This window comes from Bartonella callosciuri (assembly GCF_014203215.1).
Classification (GTDB): domain Bacteria; phylum Pseudomonadota; class Alphaproteobacteria; order Rhizobiales; family Rhizobiaceae; genus Bartonella; species Bartonella callosciuri.
Window position 1 is genome coordinate 1 of the sequence record NZ_JACHIM010000002.1, and the last position, 14,674, is coordinate 14,674.

Consider the following 14,674-nt stretch of genomic DNA (forward strand, 5'->3'; position numbering starts at 1 on the left):
AAGGAAGCAGTGAATGGAGGTCAGTTGCATGATTACACTGAGCAGCAGATGAAAGTTGTTCTTGATGATGCGAAGAAATATACGGATGAACGTATAAAGGATATTACGATTGGTGCCATTGATGATGCTGTTTCCCGTGCTAAGGACTACACGGATATGAAGTTTGAAGCATTAAATTATAACATTGAGGGAGCACGCAAAGAAGCAAGACAAGGGGCAGCTATTGGCTTGGCTGTGTCTAACTTGCGTTATTTTGATACACCAGGAGCTTTGAGTGTTGCCTTTGGTAGCGGCTTATGGCGTAGCCAATCGGCCTTTGCTTTTGGTACTGGTTATACATCTGAAGATGGAAAAATTCGTTCTAACCTGTCTGTAACGAGTGCCGGAGGCCATTGGGGTATAGGTGGAGGAATTACTCTGAAGCTGAGATAATTATGCAAAAAACTGATATGATAATAAAAAAGAAAGATATTTTATTATGTATTATGTTCGTCCTTGCCTTAATCGGCAGGGGCGAAAGTTTTGCCAACGATAACGATAATATTTATACGTTGCATCCACCACATTTATCTATTCCTAAGGGAAAACCTGGTGAAACACGTCGAATTATTACGCAATTTTATAATTGGACTTTGATTTGCGATGAAAAACAAGAACAAAAGCTTAAACAAGGTGTATGTAATGTGACGCAAACCGTTCATGATCAGGAGGATAATACTATTTTTAGTTGGTCTCTTGTTTCTACAAAAAGTAGTCAAGCGGTAATGCTCCTTCGAACATTGTCAAATGCTGATACAAATGTTCCTATTCAAATGTTTTTAGAAGGTGTTAAAAAGCCTGTCCTCATTCATTATACACAATGTAATGAAGAGATTTGTTTAGCACAGTTGCCTATAGGACCAAGTTTTAGTAAACAAATAGAGCAAAAGAAAAAAGTACGCATTTCCTATAAGGTTAAAGACGGAAAGACATTTTCTTTTATTTTGCCATTTGAAGGGTTGAGTGAAGCAATTTATTCTTTACAGCGCTAGATTATTTAGAGTGTTTTTAACAAAGTTATTATTCTTGTAACTCATTGCGCTGTCTTTTCAGATCTAAGTATAAAAAATGCAACAAGGAAGCAATTTCCTCCTTTGTAATCTAAAGCAAATTATTCAAAATGAAGCATATTGTACAAGTGTAAATCACAATAAGATATTTTAGAAAGTTAAGTGAGAGCTTTTCGACAGGGCTTATAAGGTTAAACACATTAAGATTAACAGTTAAAGTCACTGAGAGCAATCAGCTTTAAAATTATAATAAATAAAACTATATGCTTCTATGGAAAAGTAATAAATCTATTTTTGCAAAATTTTTTACGGATTTTGAGAGTGATATTTTTTGATATCAATAACGCCTAATTGAAGTCCTGCAGCAGTTTTAATGGTGATGGCATAAAAGCCAGTCATTTTGCAAAGTGCAATTACTATGTTATTGTCATACGAATACAAGGAAAATGAGGGTTCAAAAAACTTCTCTAGGAATATAAATTTATTTTTTTACAAGAGTTTTTTTTCAAAGATATCCCCCATGTGAATGCTACAATGAGCGGCTAGCAAGTCATGATAGGTGTAAATGTAAACGATTGATTTGTAGTTTTCGGTCCATAAAGAGAGGGACAATTTTCTAAAAACAATAAAAAATTATTCAGAAACCTGAATGATGCTAGTATCAAAAATCATGATGATAGAAAAATAGCTAAGGTTTTCTTGATATTTGTAATTTAATATCGCATTGTGATTTTAGCTTTAGTAATGGGTAGGGGGACTCTCTCATCTTTGTTTATTTTTGGGAAAACGCTTAAGGAATAAGGAAAAATGACTCCGTTAGATTATGGTTCAAAAGAGTCAAAGCAAGGAAGAGCGTATAATAATAGAACAGAGAAATTATGTGGTCACCGTAGGTGCAATCAAAACAATCATTCTGTATTGTTGCAGACAGAGCCCGCCTCTATTTCTTTTGATGTAAAGAAACGGCAGCGAAAAAGGCATTATAAACAGAAGCAGGTTTTTGTTCAATCGGAGATGGCTTTTGAATTTCATGGTCGAGCAGTTGTAGGTGTCGAAAAAACAAAAATTCCTAAACTGTCTTTTTTTTCGCGGTTCTCTCAATTAAAATCTGCGCTTCTTTATGCGGCACTTGATTTGGGAACGAGTAATTGTCGTCTTCTTATCGCATCTCCGAGCAAACCAGGGTATTTTCGCGTTGTTGATGCTTTTTCACGTATTGTACGATTGGGGGAAAGTTTAGTAAATAATAGCCTTCTTAATACACCAGCTATGGATCGTGCGATTGAGGCGTTAAAGATTTGTTGTCTAAAATTAAAACAAAGACATATTAGACGTTATTGCTTGGTTGCAACAGAAGCTTGACGTTCTGCCAAAAATGGTCGACATTTTATTCAACGTGTTTTGGTTGGGACGGGATTTGAATTGGAAATTGTTGATCGAGAAACAGAAGCGCGCTTTGCTGTTTCAGGATGTGGTACGCTGGTTGAGCCAACTACTGATGCAATTGTACTTTTTGATATTGGAGGAGGGTCGTCGGAAATTGTTCTTCTTGATGTTTCAAAAAAGCGTTCTTTACCTTTAACTGAACAGATTACGGCTTGGACTTCTCTCCCTGTTGGTGTTGTCACGCTTGCTGAGCGCTTTGGGGAAGACGATATTAGTGTAGAAGACTTTGAAAAAATGAAAAGCTATGTACGGAGTTTTTTAAATAATTTTTCAAGTCGTCATAAGTTGGGGGCTCTAGCTCAGGGCTCAAAGTTTTATCTTTTGGGAACTTCTGGAACGATTACAACTTTAGCGGGAATGCGCCTTAATTTAGAGCGTTATAATCGAAGGCAAATTGGATGGTATCTGGATGAGTGATGCAGACATTACTCTTGTGAAGAAACGCTTATTGTCATAGGACATAAAAAAACGGGTAAATAATCCTTGCATTGGGCGAGAGAGAGCAGATTTAATTTTAGCCGGTTATGCAATTTTAGACGTTATTCGGGAAGCTTGGCCCAGTCAACGATTAAGAGTTGCTGATCGTGGGTTGAGAGAAGAAATTTTTGATAGAGTTGATGTTACGTGACGGTGTATGGTGTCGTCATAGAAAAGGAAAAAACTTTAAAGGCTAAATAGTTATTAGAATACGGAGACAGTGAATAACGATGAAAAAAACGATAAAAACACCGACTGGCGGCTATGGTGGTTCAGGATCGCATGAATTATATCAGCGTGTAAAGAAGAAAGCAGGAACCATTAAAGCGTCGTCACGGCGATGGTTAGAGAGGCATCTGAATGATCCCTATGTTCATCAGTCGAAAGTAGATGGTTATCGTTCGCGTGCAGCTTATAAATTAATCGAAATGAATGAGCGCTATAAATTTCTTAAAAAAGGCCAAAAGGTTATTGATTTAGGAGCAGCGCCGGGAGGATGGTGTCAGGTCGCTGTACGTGTAGTCGGGTTAAGTGATCAAAAACCTAGTGTGGTTGGTATTGATTATTTGCACGTTAATCCATTACCTGGAGTTGTGATATTAGAAATGGATTTTTTGCAAGCAGATGCACCGCAAAAATTGATTGATGCTTTAGGAACGAAGCCGGATGTTGTTCTTTCCGATATGGCTGCACCAACAACGGGGCATCGTCAGACGGATCATTTAAGGACGGTCCATTTATGTGAAGTTGCTGCTGATTTTGCCCTTTCAGTTCTCAAGCCTGGAGGGCATTTTTTAGCAAAGGCCTTTCAAGGTGGGGCAGAAAACACTCTTCTCACGACATTGAAACAGAATTTTAAAACAATCCATCATGTTAAACCACCTGCAAGTCGATCAGAATCCGTAGAGCTTTATCTTCTTGCACTCAAATTTAAGGGAAAAACAGAAGTGCAACCATAGCTTCTTCTTTAGTCTACTTAACATATTGAATGTATGGATATTTTCAAACAGGCGTCAAAGATATTTTTTGTTTTTCTCTTGTCATGATGAAAAACTAGTAAAATTGATGTATTACCTATAGAGGTAGAGGGATTGATTCCTCAGTGAGTATTTTTAATGAAATTTCTTGATCAAGCTAAAGTTTATATTCGTTCTGGTAGTGGAGGAGCTGGGGCCGTATCATTTCGTCGTGAAAAGTTCATCGAATTTGGAGGTCCTGATGGTGGTGATGGGGGACGTGGCGGTGATGTTTGGGCGCTTGTTGTTGAGGGGCTTAACACGCTAATTGATTATCGCTACCAGCAGCATTTTAGAGCAAAAACGGGAGGGCACGGTAGAGGGCGTAATATGACGGGTGAAAAGGGTGATGATATCATTCTTAAAGTCCCGGTTGGGACACAAATTTTTGAAGAAGATAATAAAACGTTAATCTGTGATTTAACAGAAGTTGGACAGCGTTACCGTCTTGCAAAAGGAGGGAACGGTGGCTTTGGGAATCTTCATTTTACAACATCTACGAATCGGGCACCTCGCCGTGCGAATCCTGGCTTGGCTGGAGAAGAGCGCACCCTATGGCTGCGTTTGAAGTTAATTGCTGATGGTGGACTTATTGGTTTGCCAAATGCTGGGAAGTCAACTTTCTTAGCTTCTGTGACGGCGGCAAAACCCAAAATTGCGGATTATCCTTTTACCACCCTACATCCTCATCTTGGTGTTGCACGCATTGATGCTCGTGAGTTTGTTTTGGCTGATATTCCTGGTTTGATTGAGGGTGCGCATGAAGGCGTGGGGATTGGAGATCGTTTTTTAGGGCATGTAGAGCGTTGTCGTGTTTTACTTCATTTGATTTCTGCTCAAGAAGGAGATGTAGCAAAAGCATATCAGGTTGTGCGTAATGAGCTAAAGGCATACGGAAACAACCTTAGTAATAAGACTGAAATTGTCGCTTTAAGTCAGATAGATACTCTCACTATTGAAGAGCGTAAAGCCAAACAAGAGGTTTTGCAAAGAATAACGGGTAAATCTGTTATGATGTTTTCTGCGGTTAGTCGTGAAGGTTTAGAAAATGTGCTCCGTGCTGTTGCACATATTATCGAAATGGCACGGGAAGAAGATGACGATAGAAAATAGCAGGATTGATTAAGATGGCAGTTGGATTACAAAAACTTGCACATTATAAACGGATTGTGATCAAAGTTGGATCTGCGCTTTTGGTTGATCCTCAGACAGGTTTACGCGCTGAATGGCTTAAAAGTTTAATAAGTGATGTTGCTAAGCTGCGTCAAAGAGGTGTTGAGATTTTATTAGTGTCTTCAGGTGCTATCGCTTTAGGGAGAACATTGCTACAGCTTCCTAAGGGGGCTTTAAAATTAGAAGAAAGTCAGGCATGTGCTGCTTTAGGGCAAATTGAATTAGCCAAAACATATGGTGATGCGCTTGCGCAGTATGGATTAAAAACAGGGCAAATTTTGCTCACTCTCTTTGATACGGAAGAGCGTCGACGTTATCTCAATGCACGTGCCACAATTAATGTACTTTTGCGTTTTGGAGCGGTACCGGTTATTAATGAAAATGATACTGTGGCAACAAGTGAAATTCGCTATGGTGATAATGATCGTTTAGCCGCGCGTGTGGCAACGATGATGGGTTCAGATCTTTTAATCCTTTTATCAGATGTTGATGGCCTTTATACGAAGTCTCCCCATCGTGATCTAACAGCTGAATTTATTCCCTTTATTGCATCAATTACAAGTGATATCGAAAAGATGGCAGATGTGGCTGCCTCAGAGCTTTCCCGTGGAGGCATGAAGACCAAGCTTGATGCCGGAAAAATAGCAAATTCCGCTGGAACGGCGATGGTTATTACTTCTGGTAAGCGTATGAATCCTCTTGCGGCGATTGATAAGGGAGAACGTGGAAGCTTTTTTGCTGCCAGTGAAAAACCTGTTAATGCTTGGAAAACTTGGATTTCTGGTCATTTAGATCCATCTGGTATTTTGACGATTGATCAGGGAGCAGTTAAAGCTCTTGAATCTGGAAAATCTTTATTAGCTGCAGGGGTTGTCGCAGTTGAGGGAAAGTTCCATCGTGGAGATACGGTTGCAATTGTTGATGCAAATGGGGTTGAGATTGCTCGTGGACTTGTGAATTATAGCAAAGATGAAGCCGTGCGCATTATGGGGTATAAAAGTGAAGAAGTTGAATCTATCCTTGGGTATGAAGCGCGCTCTGCTATAGTGCATCGTAATGATATGGTTTTACGTTGCTTGACCGATTCTGCTTAAAAAAGTTATTTTTACCTTGTTTATTGTTTTAACAGAGTGGATGATTGTATGGCTTTAAAAGAACAGATGAAAGAGATGGGGCAAAAAGCGCGCCGTGCTGCCGCAATACTGTCTGTTATGTCTTCTGAACAAAAAAACAAAGCATTAGAAATGATAGCTTTGAGTCTAGAAGCTCAGTCAGATGAAATTTTACGAGCTAATCATCAGGATTTAGAGAACGCTGTGCATAATAATTTGAAGGTAGCGATGGTTGATCGGCTTAAGTTAGATGAATTGCGTTTGCGGACAATCATAGACAGTGTCCGCCAAATTGCTTGTTTGCCTGATCCTATTGGACAAGTGATGAGTGAATGGACACGTCCAAATGGACTTCATATTAGCCGTGTCCGTACACCTCTTGGTGTTATTGGTATCATCTATGAAAGCCGACCAAATGTTACAATTGATGCAAGTGCTCTGTGTTTGAAGGCTGGAAATGCTGCAATTTTACGTGGTGGTTCGGATGGTTTTCATTCTGCCCAAGCACTTCATTTTGCGTTGGTGAGAGGGTTAGAGGAAGCGGGTTTTCCTAAAGATGCCGTTCAAATGGTTGGAACAACAGATCGTAATGCTGTTGGAGAAATGCTTCAAGGGTTGGACGGTATGATTGATGTGATTATACCCCGTGGCGGAAAAAATCTTGTTGCGCGCGTTCAGTCTGATGCACGTGTTCCGACTTTCGCGCATTTAGAGGGCCTCTGTCATATTTATATTGATCAATCGGCAGATTTAGAGATGGCGCGTGATATTGTTTTAAATGCAAAGCTGCGGCGTACAGGTATATGCGGTGCTGTTGAAACAGTTCTCATTGACCGTCAAGCATTAAAAAAGTTTTTTCCCGTTTTGACTGCTTTACAGGAAAAGGGGTGTGAAATTCGTGCAACAGAAGATATTGTTTGTCTTATGTCAGACGCCAAATTAGCCTCTGAAGAGGATTGGTCATATGAATATCTTGATGCAATTCTTTCTGTCAAAACAGTTGAGGGTATTGAGGAAGCTATTGCGCACATTCAACGTTATTCATCGGGGCATACGGAATCGATTATTGCTGAGGATATGAAGGTAGTAAAAATATTTTTTAATCGTTTGGATTCGGCTATTTTACTTCATAATGCATCTACACAATTTGCTGATGGAGGTGAATTTGGTTTTGGAGCGGAAATTGGTATTGCAACAGGAAAAATACATGCGCGTGGTCCTATAGGTGTTGAACAGCTGACATCATTTCAATATCATGTTAAAGGAAATGGACAGGTTAGGCCTTGAAAAACCTACTTTTCCCTTGGAAGAATCGCATGCCACATGTTGAAAGATCGAATGTTGTGGGTCTTTTTGGTGGATCTTTTAACCCACCGCATGGTGGGCACCTTTTTGTTGCAAAAAGTGCAATTCGACGTTTACGTCTTGATCAATTATGGTGGATGGTAACTCCAGGGAATCCTTTAAAAAACTGTACAGATTTACCATCGTTAGATGAGAGGATACGATTAAGTGCTGAACTCATTGATCACCCAAAGATCCGCGTAACGGGTTTTGAGCAAGCGATAGGTAGTAGAGTATCAGTAGATACGATTTCTCATATTCTTACACGTTGCCGAGGAGTTCATTTTGTGTGGGTTATGGGTGCAGATAGTTTTGCAACGATTCATCATTGGTATCGGTGGCATGATATCGTATCTATGTTTCCTATTGCAGTTATTGATCGTCCTTTTGTGCATCTGTCAGCACTCTCTTCTCCTATGGCATACATTTACCGTTCTTTTCGTTTAGATGAGAGAGAAAGTATACGATTACCTTTTATGCAACCACCTGCTTGGACTTATTTACATGGACCTTTGTCTTTTCAGTCTTCAACGAATCTTCGTTTAAAGGGGTACGATTTTTATTGAATATTTTTTAAGATTCTGCTTCTCTATTTTTATGTTATCAAGCGATCAGAAAGGATATTGGTCTGAAAAACGTTTCACAAAAACACTCTTACAATATTGCATCTTCAACAGAAAAAAAAATCTTTTCTATAGGTAATGGTCTCGAAATTATTCTTAAGAGTTTAGAGGATACAAAAGCAGAAGATATTGTTTCTATTGATATTCAGGGGAGGTCATCTTTAGCTGATTACATGGTTATAGCTTCAGCGCATTCACAACGTCATGTATCTGCTGTTGCGGATCATTTGTTACGCACTTGGAAAAACAGTGGGTATGGTCTTGCTAGTGTAGAAGGGCTTGCTGGAGGTGATTGGGTATTGATTGATACCGGCGATATCATCGTGCATCTTTTTCGTCCGGAAACTCGTCTCTTTTACAATTTAGAAAAAATGTGGCTTACTTCAGATTTTAAAAATACAAAATCGGTTTTCTTCGGAGATCATTAACATGCAAATTTCTATTTTTGCTATTGGTCGCATGAAGAAGGGAGCAGAGCGCGAATTGGTTGACCATTATTTGGATCGTTTTTCTAAAAATTCTGGAGCTGTAGGGCTTCATTTCAAAAAGTTACAGGAGATATCAGAAAGTCGTGCTCAAACAGCATGTCAGCGGATGAAAGAAGAGGGGAGAAAGCTTATCGAGTTTTTGCCTGAAGTATGCCGATTAATTGTCTTGGATGAGCGTGGAAAGTCGATTTCATCACCTGCTTTTGCGGAGAAATTGGGGTCTTATCGTGATGAAGGTGTCCGTGATCTGATAATTGCTTTAGGAGGGCCTGATGGGCATAATGAACAGATAAGAAATCGTGCCGATTTTCTTTTGTCTTTTGGTTTTATGACGTGGCCACATCAAATTGCACGTATCTTGCTTACAGAACAGCTTTATCGGGTTGTAACAATTGCAAGTAATCATCCTTATCACCGTGTTTAACATTTTTGTGTAGTTTTTTACACTTATTTACGCATTTATTAATATTGTTTTAGGTGGCACCATTTAAAGCATCTCTAGTTTATGCGATGAGGCTTAATGGTTGGGCAAATGAAAAAACTTCTTCATAGAAAAATGGAATGTTTGTATGAAGAATGCGTTATATTTGTCGTGCTATTGTTTTTGAGTGTAGGGTTTTGCTTTTCTATATCGCATGCTGAAGATACAGTAAGTAGTGTAGAAGCAGCACAGAAAGCGTTGGGAGAAATTCGCCAAAATATCTCACTCTCGCGTGAGCGGGTTGCTTTTCTTACGCGCCAAATTGAACGTTTAAAAAAAGATCAACGTGTTTTAAGTGATGCGCTTATAAAAGCTGCTGAAGCAGAACGTGCGATAACAAATGATATTGCTGAAAGAGAAAAAAAACTAAAGAAAATGATCGAAAAGCGGGCACAAATTCATGAAATTTTAAAAAATCGCCGCGCTGAATTTACTGAAGTTCTTGCCATTTTAGAACGTATGGGGTTTAATCCACCTCCTGCTCTTATGGTGCAGCCTGAGGATGTGTTAGCTTCTATACGGAGTTCTGTTTTATTAGGAGCTGTTGTCCCTCAAATGCAGGAGAAAACACAAACTTTAACGGAGAGTCTCAAGGTGTTAACCAATTTGAGTAATTCCATTGCTACCGAATATGCAGCACTAAAAACTAAAATGCAAAATCAAGCAGAGCAGAGAAAACGTTTAGAGCTTTTATTAGATGAAAAAGCCAAATTACAAAAAAATTCTGAAGAAGAGCTTACAGAACAAAAACAAAAAAGCCTTGTTCTTGCTAAAAAAGCGCAGTCTTTGGAAGAATTGATTTTAGAGCTTGACCATCAATCAAAATTTAGTTCTGATGCATCAAAACAGGTACGGAAAAATTTACAATTGTTAGAGCAGTCTAATTTTGAAAGCCAAAAAGGCTCTTTACTTTTTCCTGTTTTGGGAAAAAGAGTTAAGCATGCTCATAATAGTTCGCAGATAACACGCTTTGGTGAAATGATTGAAACAGAATCAGCAGCTGTTGTTATATCACCCTCTGATGCTCTTGTTGCTTTTGCTGGACCATTTCGTTCTTATGGACAGCTAATTATTCTCAATGTCGGAAATGGTTATCATATCGTTCTCATTGGAATATCGAAAATAAACGTAAAGCAAGGACAATTTGTTCTTGCCGGTGAGCCTCTTGGTATGATGGGGAAGCAGTTTATTGCGAACAGTTTTGCATTGGATATAGGAAAAAGTGCTCCAATGCTTTACATTGAGTTTAGAAAGCAGGGGAAGCCTGTGAATCCAACTCCTTGGTGGCGGACTGAAAAAACGAGAAGGAACCAAAATGATTCGTAAAGTTATTCTTTTGGTCGCTGGGGTATTGCTCGGCGCCTGTTCAATGATTATGGTGCAGTCTGTTGCTGCGAATAATGAAGGTGATACATATAAGCAGCTAGCCCTATTTGGCGATATATTTGAACGAGTACGTATGCAATACGTTACGGTTCCAGATGATAAAAAGCTTATTGAAAATGCTATCAATGGCATGCTCACATCGCTTGATCCCCATTCATCTTATATGAATGCTGAAGAAGCCAAGGATATGCGGGATTCTACGAAGGGAGAATTCGGAGGGCTTGGCATTGAAGTAACCATGGAAAAAAACTTAATTAAAGTTGTTTCTCCCATGGATGATACACCTGCTTCAAAAGCGGGTATTTTGGCAGGGGATCTCATTTCAAAAATTGATGGGGTACAGACGAATGGTCAAACATTAAATGAAGCTGTTAATAAAATGCGGGGTTCTGTTGGGACACCAATTACGTTGACAATTATTCGTTCTGGCGTTGATAAGCCACTTGAGATTAAGGTTATTCGTGATATCATCAAAGTAAAAGCGGTTAAATATCGCGTTGAAAGTGATATTGGGTATTTAAGACTTATCCAGTTTTCGGAGCAGACTTTTGGCAATCTTCAGGCTGCAATTAAAGATATTCAATCTAAAATTCCCCAAGATAAACTAAAGGGATATGTCCTTGATTTAAGGCTTAATCCTGGTGGGCTTTTGGATCAGGCTGTTAGTGTTTCAGATGCTTTTCTCAATAAAGGTGAGATTGTATCAACTCGTGGGCGTAAAAAGAATGATGTTATGAGATTTGATGCTAAGCCAGGGGATATTACCAATGGAAAGCCGCTTATCGTTCTCATTAATGGTGGTTCGGCAAGCGCTTCTGAAATTGTAGCAGGTGCATTACAGGATCATCGTCGCGCTACAATTTTGGGTACACAATCTTTTGGGAAGGGATCTGTTCAAACAATTATCCCTTTGGGTGAAGATGGTGCTTTACGCTTAACAACAGCGCTTTATTACACGCCGGCTGGCACCTCAATTCAAGGAACAGGTATCACACCTGATATTATTGTAGAGCAGCCTTTACCTGAAAAATATAAAGGTTATGATGTAAAAGTTGGTGAATCTGCATTAAAAGGGCATATCAAAGGAAAACGAGAGAACAATAAAGGATCTGGCTCAGCTGCTTTTGTTCCGCAAGATCCTAAGGAGGATATTCAATTGAATGAGGCTTATAAGCTTTTACGCGGTGAAATGGCACATGCAGCATTTCCACCAGATCCCAATAAGGATGTTTTAAAGTGAGAAAGAAGTGTGTACAGTTTATGCTTTTGGGGCGATAATTGAATGGATGGAGTTGTTAATTTGAAAGCTCTTCCTTATCGGAAATGTGTTGGAATTGTTGTCTTTAATCATGAAGGTAAAGTTTGGGTTGGGCGCCGTTTAATGACAAACATTCATCCCAATACTGAAATGTCTCGTTGTTGGCAACTTCCGCAAGGGGGTATCAATGAGGGTGAAGAGCCGTTAGATGCAGCGCGTCGTGAACTCTATGAAGAAACGGGTATTCGTTCTGTAGAACTGATCAAGGAAGCACAAGATTGGTTCCATTATGATTTTCCACAAGAACTTATTGGAGACACATTAAGCAATAAATATCGTGGACAAGTACAAAAATGGTTTGCTTTTCAATTTACAGGAGAGTTTTCTGAAATTGCGATAAATCCGCCACCAGATGGTAATAAAGCAGAATTTGATCAGTGGAAATGGGTTGATTTAGAAACTCTTCCTTCGACCGTTGTTTCTTTTAAAAAGCAGGTCTATATGAAAGTTGTTAGCGAATTTCAAGGTAGCGTTAAACGATTATAAAAGCTATATAATTGTAGAAAGCTCTTTTTTCTTTAAGATGCTTTGTATTATGTGTAATATTATATATGGATTTTAGAAAATAATAAAATTGTGTTTCTCTTTTATGTAAAGAACTGGAATATAAAATGAAAAAATTATTTAATTTACTTATAGCTTTTACTCTCTTGAGTATTTCTTCTGTAGCATTTGCATCAGATTCAAAGTCTTCTGCAACGAAAGCTCCTGCAGCTACATTACCAAATGGTGCTTCTTCTTTGACTGAAACCTACGGTTTGTGGAGCATTAACTGTGGTATACAGGAGGGAAAAAAAGTTTGTTTTATGCACCGTCAAGAGGTAAATGAGCAGAATCGTGTCATTTTAGCTATGAACATTGTTCTTAATGCTGATGGTGCTATATCCGGTAATTTAACAGTTCCTTTTGGTATTTTGGTCTCTAAGCCTGTTCGTTTACAAGTCGATGAAGGCAAGTCTGTTATCGAGACCGGTATTCGGACTTGTGTACCAGCAGGTTGTATTGTTCCAGTAGTTTTTGATAAAGATCATGTGGCAGCATTACGTGTTGGAAAGCATTTGAAATTGGCTATGACAATTGCTGCTCCAGGTGAACCACCTTTGAATGATTTGTTTGTTCAGCTGAATGGTTTTAGCAATGCACTTAACCGTTTGACAGCTTTGCAGAAATAAGCTTAAAAAGTAAAACAAAGACGGCCTTTTTAGGCCGTTTTTAGTTGAAGCGTTTCTGGCCGAAAGCTTTTAGCTAAAGCGGTGAGATTATCATATGAGAGATATTCAACAGTGTTTTGAAGATTTCTTAGATTGTTTGCCTTTGCTTCTGTTTTGATCAGCTATTTTTATTCCAATATTTATTTGTTAGGTTTCATCATCGTTATACTATGTGGATGAAGAGTGAAGATGTTTAGATTTTCTATGCATGAAAAATGGGGGACGTTGGCGTATAAAACTATTATTCGATAAACAGGCTTATTTTAATGAGTGCTCGATAGACGATTTTCTGTTTCTTTGATTGAAAGAGTGATAAGGTATGGTTTATATACTGCTTCAAGTGATTGATTTTATTTTCAATATTTATATTGATATTTTAATTGCAAATGTCATTTTTTCTTGGCTTTATGTATTTAATATCATAAATGCACGCAATCGCTTTGTTGTTTTTATTGGCAGTTTTTTGTATCGCCTTACAGAGCCAGTGTTAAGTCGTATCCGGCAGGTTTTGCCAAATCTTGGAACAATTGATATTTCTCCTGTTGTCGTGTTTATAATTATTTATTTTATTCGTATTTTCATGTGGCGCGCTTATGCGATCCTATCTCTATAGCTCTATAGAAAGACTGAGTGAGACGACGAGATGTTTCATCAAGTTGATACGAATGGTTTTATTCTGTTTGTACGCCTTATTCCCAAGGCTTCCGTTGATCGAATAATGGGGGTTGAGTATAGGGATGATGGAAAGCAGTATTTGGTTATACGTCTGCGTGCTGTTCCTGAAGATGGAAAAGCAAATAAAGCTCTTATTAAATTTTTATCGAAGCAATGGAAAATTCCCTCTTCTTGCATTTTTCTTAAGAACGGCACAACATCACGCTACAAACAACTTCACTTTTCAGCGCACTTAGAAGAGTTAAAGGAGATATGGAAGTCATTAGAAGATTGTACTTCTACGCAAAAATAAAAGCCCATCCAAAAAGACAGGCTTTATTTTTCGGAAAGAGTTATATTTCTTTATTGCACTCAATAGCTTGTTTAATTAGTTCACGTGCAAAATTTCTATCACGCCAACCTTCAATTTTAGCCCATTTTCCAGGTTCAAGATCTTTGTAATGTTCGAAGAAGTGCTCAATTTGCTTTAGTGTAATTTCGGGGAGATCTGTATAGTCTTGAATATTAATATAGCGTTTTGTTAATTTTGGGGTAGGGATGGCAATAATTTTTTCATCTTTACCACCATCGTCTTCCATAATCAGGGCTCCAATGGGGCAGACGTTGATAACACAACCAGGAAGAAGTGGACGGGTATTACAAATAAGCACATCAATTGGATCGCCATCGTCCGAAAGAGTATGTGGTACAAAACCATAATTTCCGGGATAAACCATCGATGTATGAAGAAAACGATCAACAAATAACGCTCCGGATTTTTTGTCCATTTCATATTTTATTGGCTGACCACCAACAGAGACTTCGACGATGACATTGATATCTTCTGGCGGATTCTTGCCAACAGGTATTTCCTTAATATTCATGTAAATATCCTT

General features: G+C 38.6%; 16 protein-coding genes and 1 pseudogene. 16 read left to right on the forward strand and 1 reads right to left on the reverse strand.

Going from position 1 to position 14,674, the window contains the following annotated elements; all coding sequences use genetic code 11:
• From HNQ69_RS01955 to HNQ69_RS02030, 16 genes and pseudogenes are all read left to right on the forward strand, one after another.
• Positions 1-432, forward strand: a 432-nt coding sequence (locus tag HNQ69_RS01955) for a YadA-like family protein (RefSeq protein ID WP_183228420.1), incomplete at its 5' end; no start/stop codon positions are given.
• 2 nt (positions 433-434) lie between these two features.
• Complete coding sequence (locus HNQ69_RS01960; RefSeq protein ID WP_183228421.1) at positions 435-1,031, forward strand: invasion associated locus B family protein; 597 nt, start codon at positions 435-437, stop codon at positions 1,029-1,031.
• 825 nt (positions 1,032-1,856) lie between these two features.
• Positions 1,857-3,169 (forward strand): annotated as a pseudogene (locus HNQ69_RS01965) (Ppx/GppA phosphatase family protein).
• A 33-nt stretch (positions 3,170-3,202) separates the two neighbouring features.
• The gene (locus HNQ69_RS01970) at positions 3,203-3,931 is read left to right on the forward strand and encodes an RlmE family RNA methyltransferase (protein WP_183228422.1); all 729 of its coding nucleotides are present in this window, start codon (positions 3,203-3,205) and stop codon (positions 3,929-3,931) included.
• Positions 3,932-4,087: 156 nt separating this feature from the next.
• Positions 4,088-5,101, forward strand: a complete 1,014-nt coding sequence (obgE, locus tag HNQ69_RS01975; protein WP_183228423.1) for a GTPase ObgE — start codon at positions 4,088-4,090, stop codon at positions 5,099-5,101.
• A 14-nt stretch (positions 5,102-5,115) separates the two neighbouring features.
• Positions 5,116-6,255, forward strand: a complete 1,140-nt coding sequence (gene proB, locus HNQ69_RS01980; RefSeq protein ID WP_183228424.1) for a glutamate 5-kinase — start codon at positions 5,116-5,118, stop codon at positions 6,253-6,255.
• Positions 6,256-6,303: 48 nt separating this feature from the next.
• Positions 6,304-7,560: a glutamate-5-semialdehyde dehydrogenase gene (locus HNQ69_RS01985; protein ID WP_183228425.1), complete on the forward strand. Its 1,257-nt coding sequence runs from the start codon at positions 6,304-6,306 to the stop codon at positions 7,558-7,560.
• Between the two features lie 29 nt (positions 7,561-7,589).
• Entirely contained in the window at positions 7,590-8,183 is a 594-nt protein-coding gene (locus HNQ69_RS01990; protein WP_183228426.1) for a nicotinate-nucleotide adenylyltransferase, read from the forward strand.
• Between the two features lie 56 nt (positions 8,184-8,239).
• Complete coding sequence (gene rsfS, locus HNQ69_RS01995; RefSeq protein ID WP_183228682.1) at positions 8,240-8,668, forward strand: ribosome silencing factor; 429 nt, start codon at positions 8,240-8,242, stop codon at positions 8,666-8,668.
• A 1-nt stretch (position 8,669) separates the two neighbouring features.
• The gene (gene rlmH, locus HNQ69_RS02000; RefSeq protein WP_183228427.1) at positions 8,670-9,152 is read left to right on the forward strand and encodes a 23S rRNA (pseudouridine(1915)-N(3))-methyltransferase RlmH; all 483 of its coding nucleotides are present in this window, start codon (positions 8,670-8,672) and stop codon (positions 9,150-9,152) included.
• Positions 9,153-9,248: 96 nt separating this feature from the next.
• Entirely contained in the window at positions 9,249-10,535 is a 1,287-nt protein-coding gene (locus HNQ69_RS02005; RefSeq protein ID WP_183228428.1) for a murein hydrolase activator EnvC family protein, read from the forward strand.
• Positions 10,525-11,835, forward strand: coding sequence for a S41 family peptidase (locus HNQ69_RS02010; RefSeq protein WP_183228429.1), 1,311 nt, complete (start codon positions 10,525-10,527; stop codon positions 11,833-11,835). The genes HNQ69_RS02005 and HNQ69_RS02010 overlap by 11 nt, the downstream gene beginning before the upstream one ends.
• Before the next feature lie 42 nt (positions 11,836-11,877).
• Positions 11,878-12,399, forward strand: coding sequence for an RNA pyrophosphohydrolase (locus tag HNQ69_RS02015; RefSeq protein ID WP_183228430.1), 522 nt, complete (start codon positions 11,878-11,880; stop codon positions 12,397-12,399).
• Positions 12,400-12,524: 125 nt separating this feature from the next.
• Entirely contained in the window at positions 12,525-13,085 is a 561-nt protein-coding gene (locus HNQ69_RS02020) for an invasion associated locus B family protein (RefSeq protein ID WP_183228431.1), read from the forward strand.
• Positions 13,086-13,443: 358 nt separating this feature from the next.
• Positions 13,444-13,737, forward strand: a complete 294-nt coding sequence (locus HNQ69_RS02025; RefSeq protein ID WP_183228432.1) for a YggT family protein — start codon at positions 13,444-13,446, stop codon at positions 13,735-13,737.
• 30 nt (positions 13,738-13,767) lie between these two features.
• Complete coding sequence (locus HNQ69_RS02030) at positions 13,768-14,091, forward strand: DUF167 domain-containing protein (protein WP_183228433.1); 324 nt, start codon at positions 13,768-13,770, stop codon at positions 14,089-14,091.
• A 40-nt stretch (positions 14,092-14,131) separates the two neighbouring features.
• Here HNQ69_RS02030 and ppa read toward each other — a convergent pair whose 3' ends face one another.
• Complete coding sequence (gene ppa, locus HNQ69_RS02035) at positions 14,132-14,662, reverse strand: inorganic diphosphatase (protein WP_183228434.1); 531 nt, start codon at positions 14,660-14,662, stop codon at positions 14,132-14,134.
• Between the last annotated feature and the right edge of the window lie 12 nt (positions 14,663-14,674).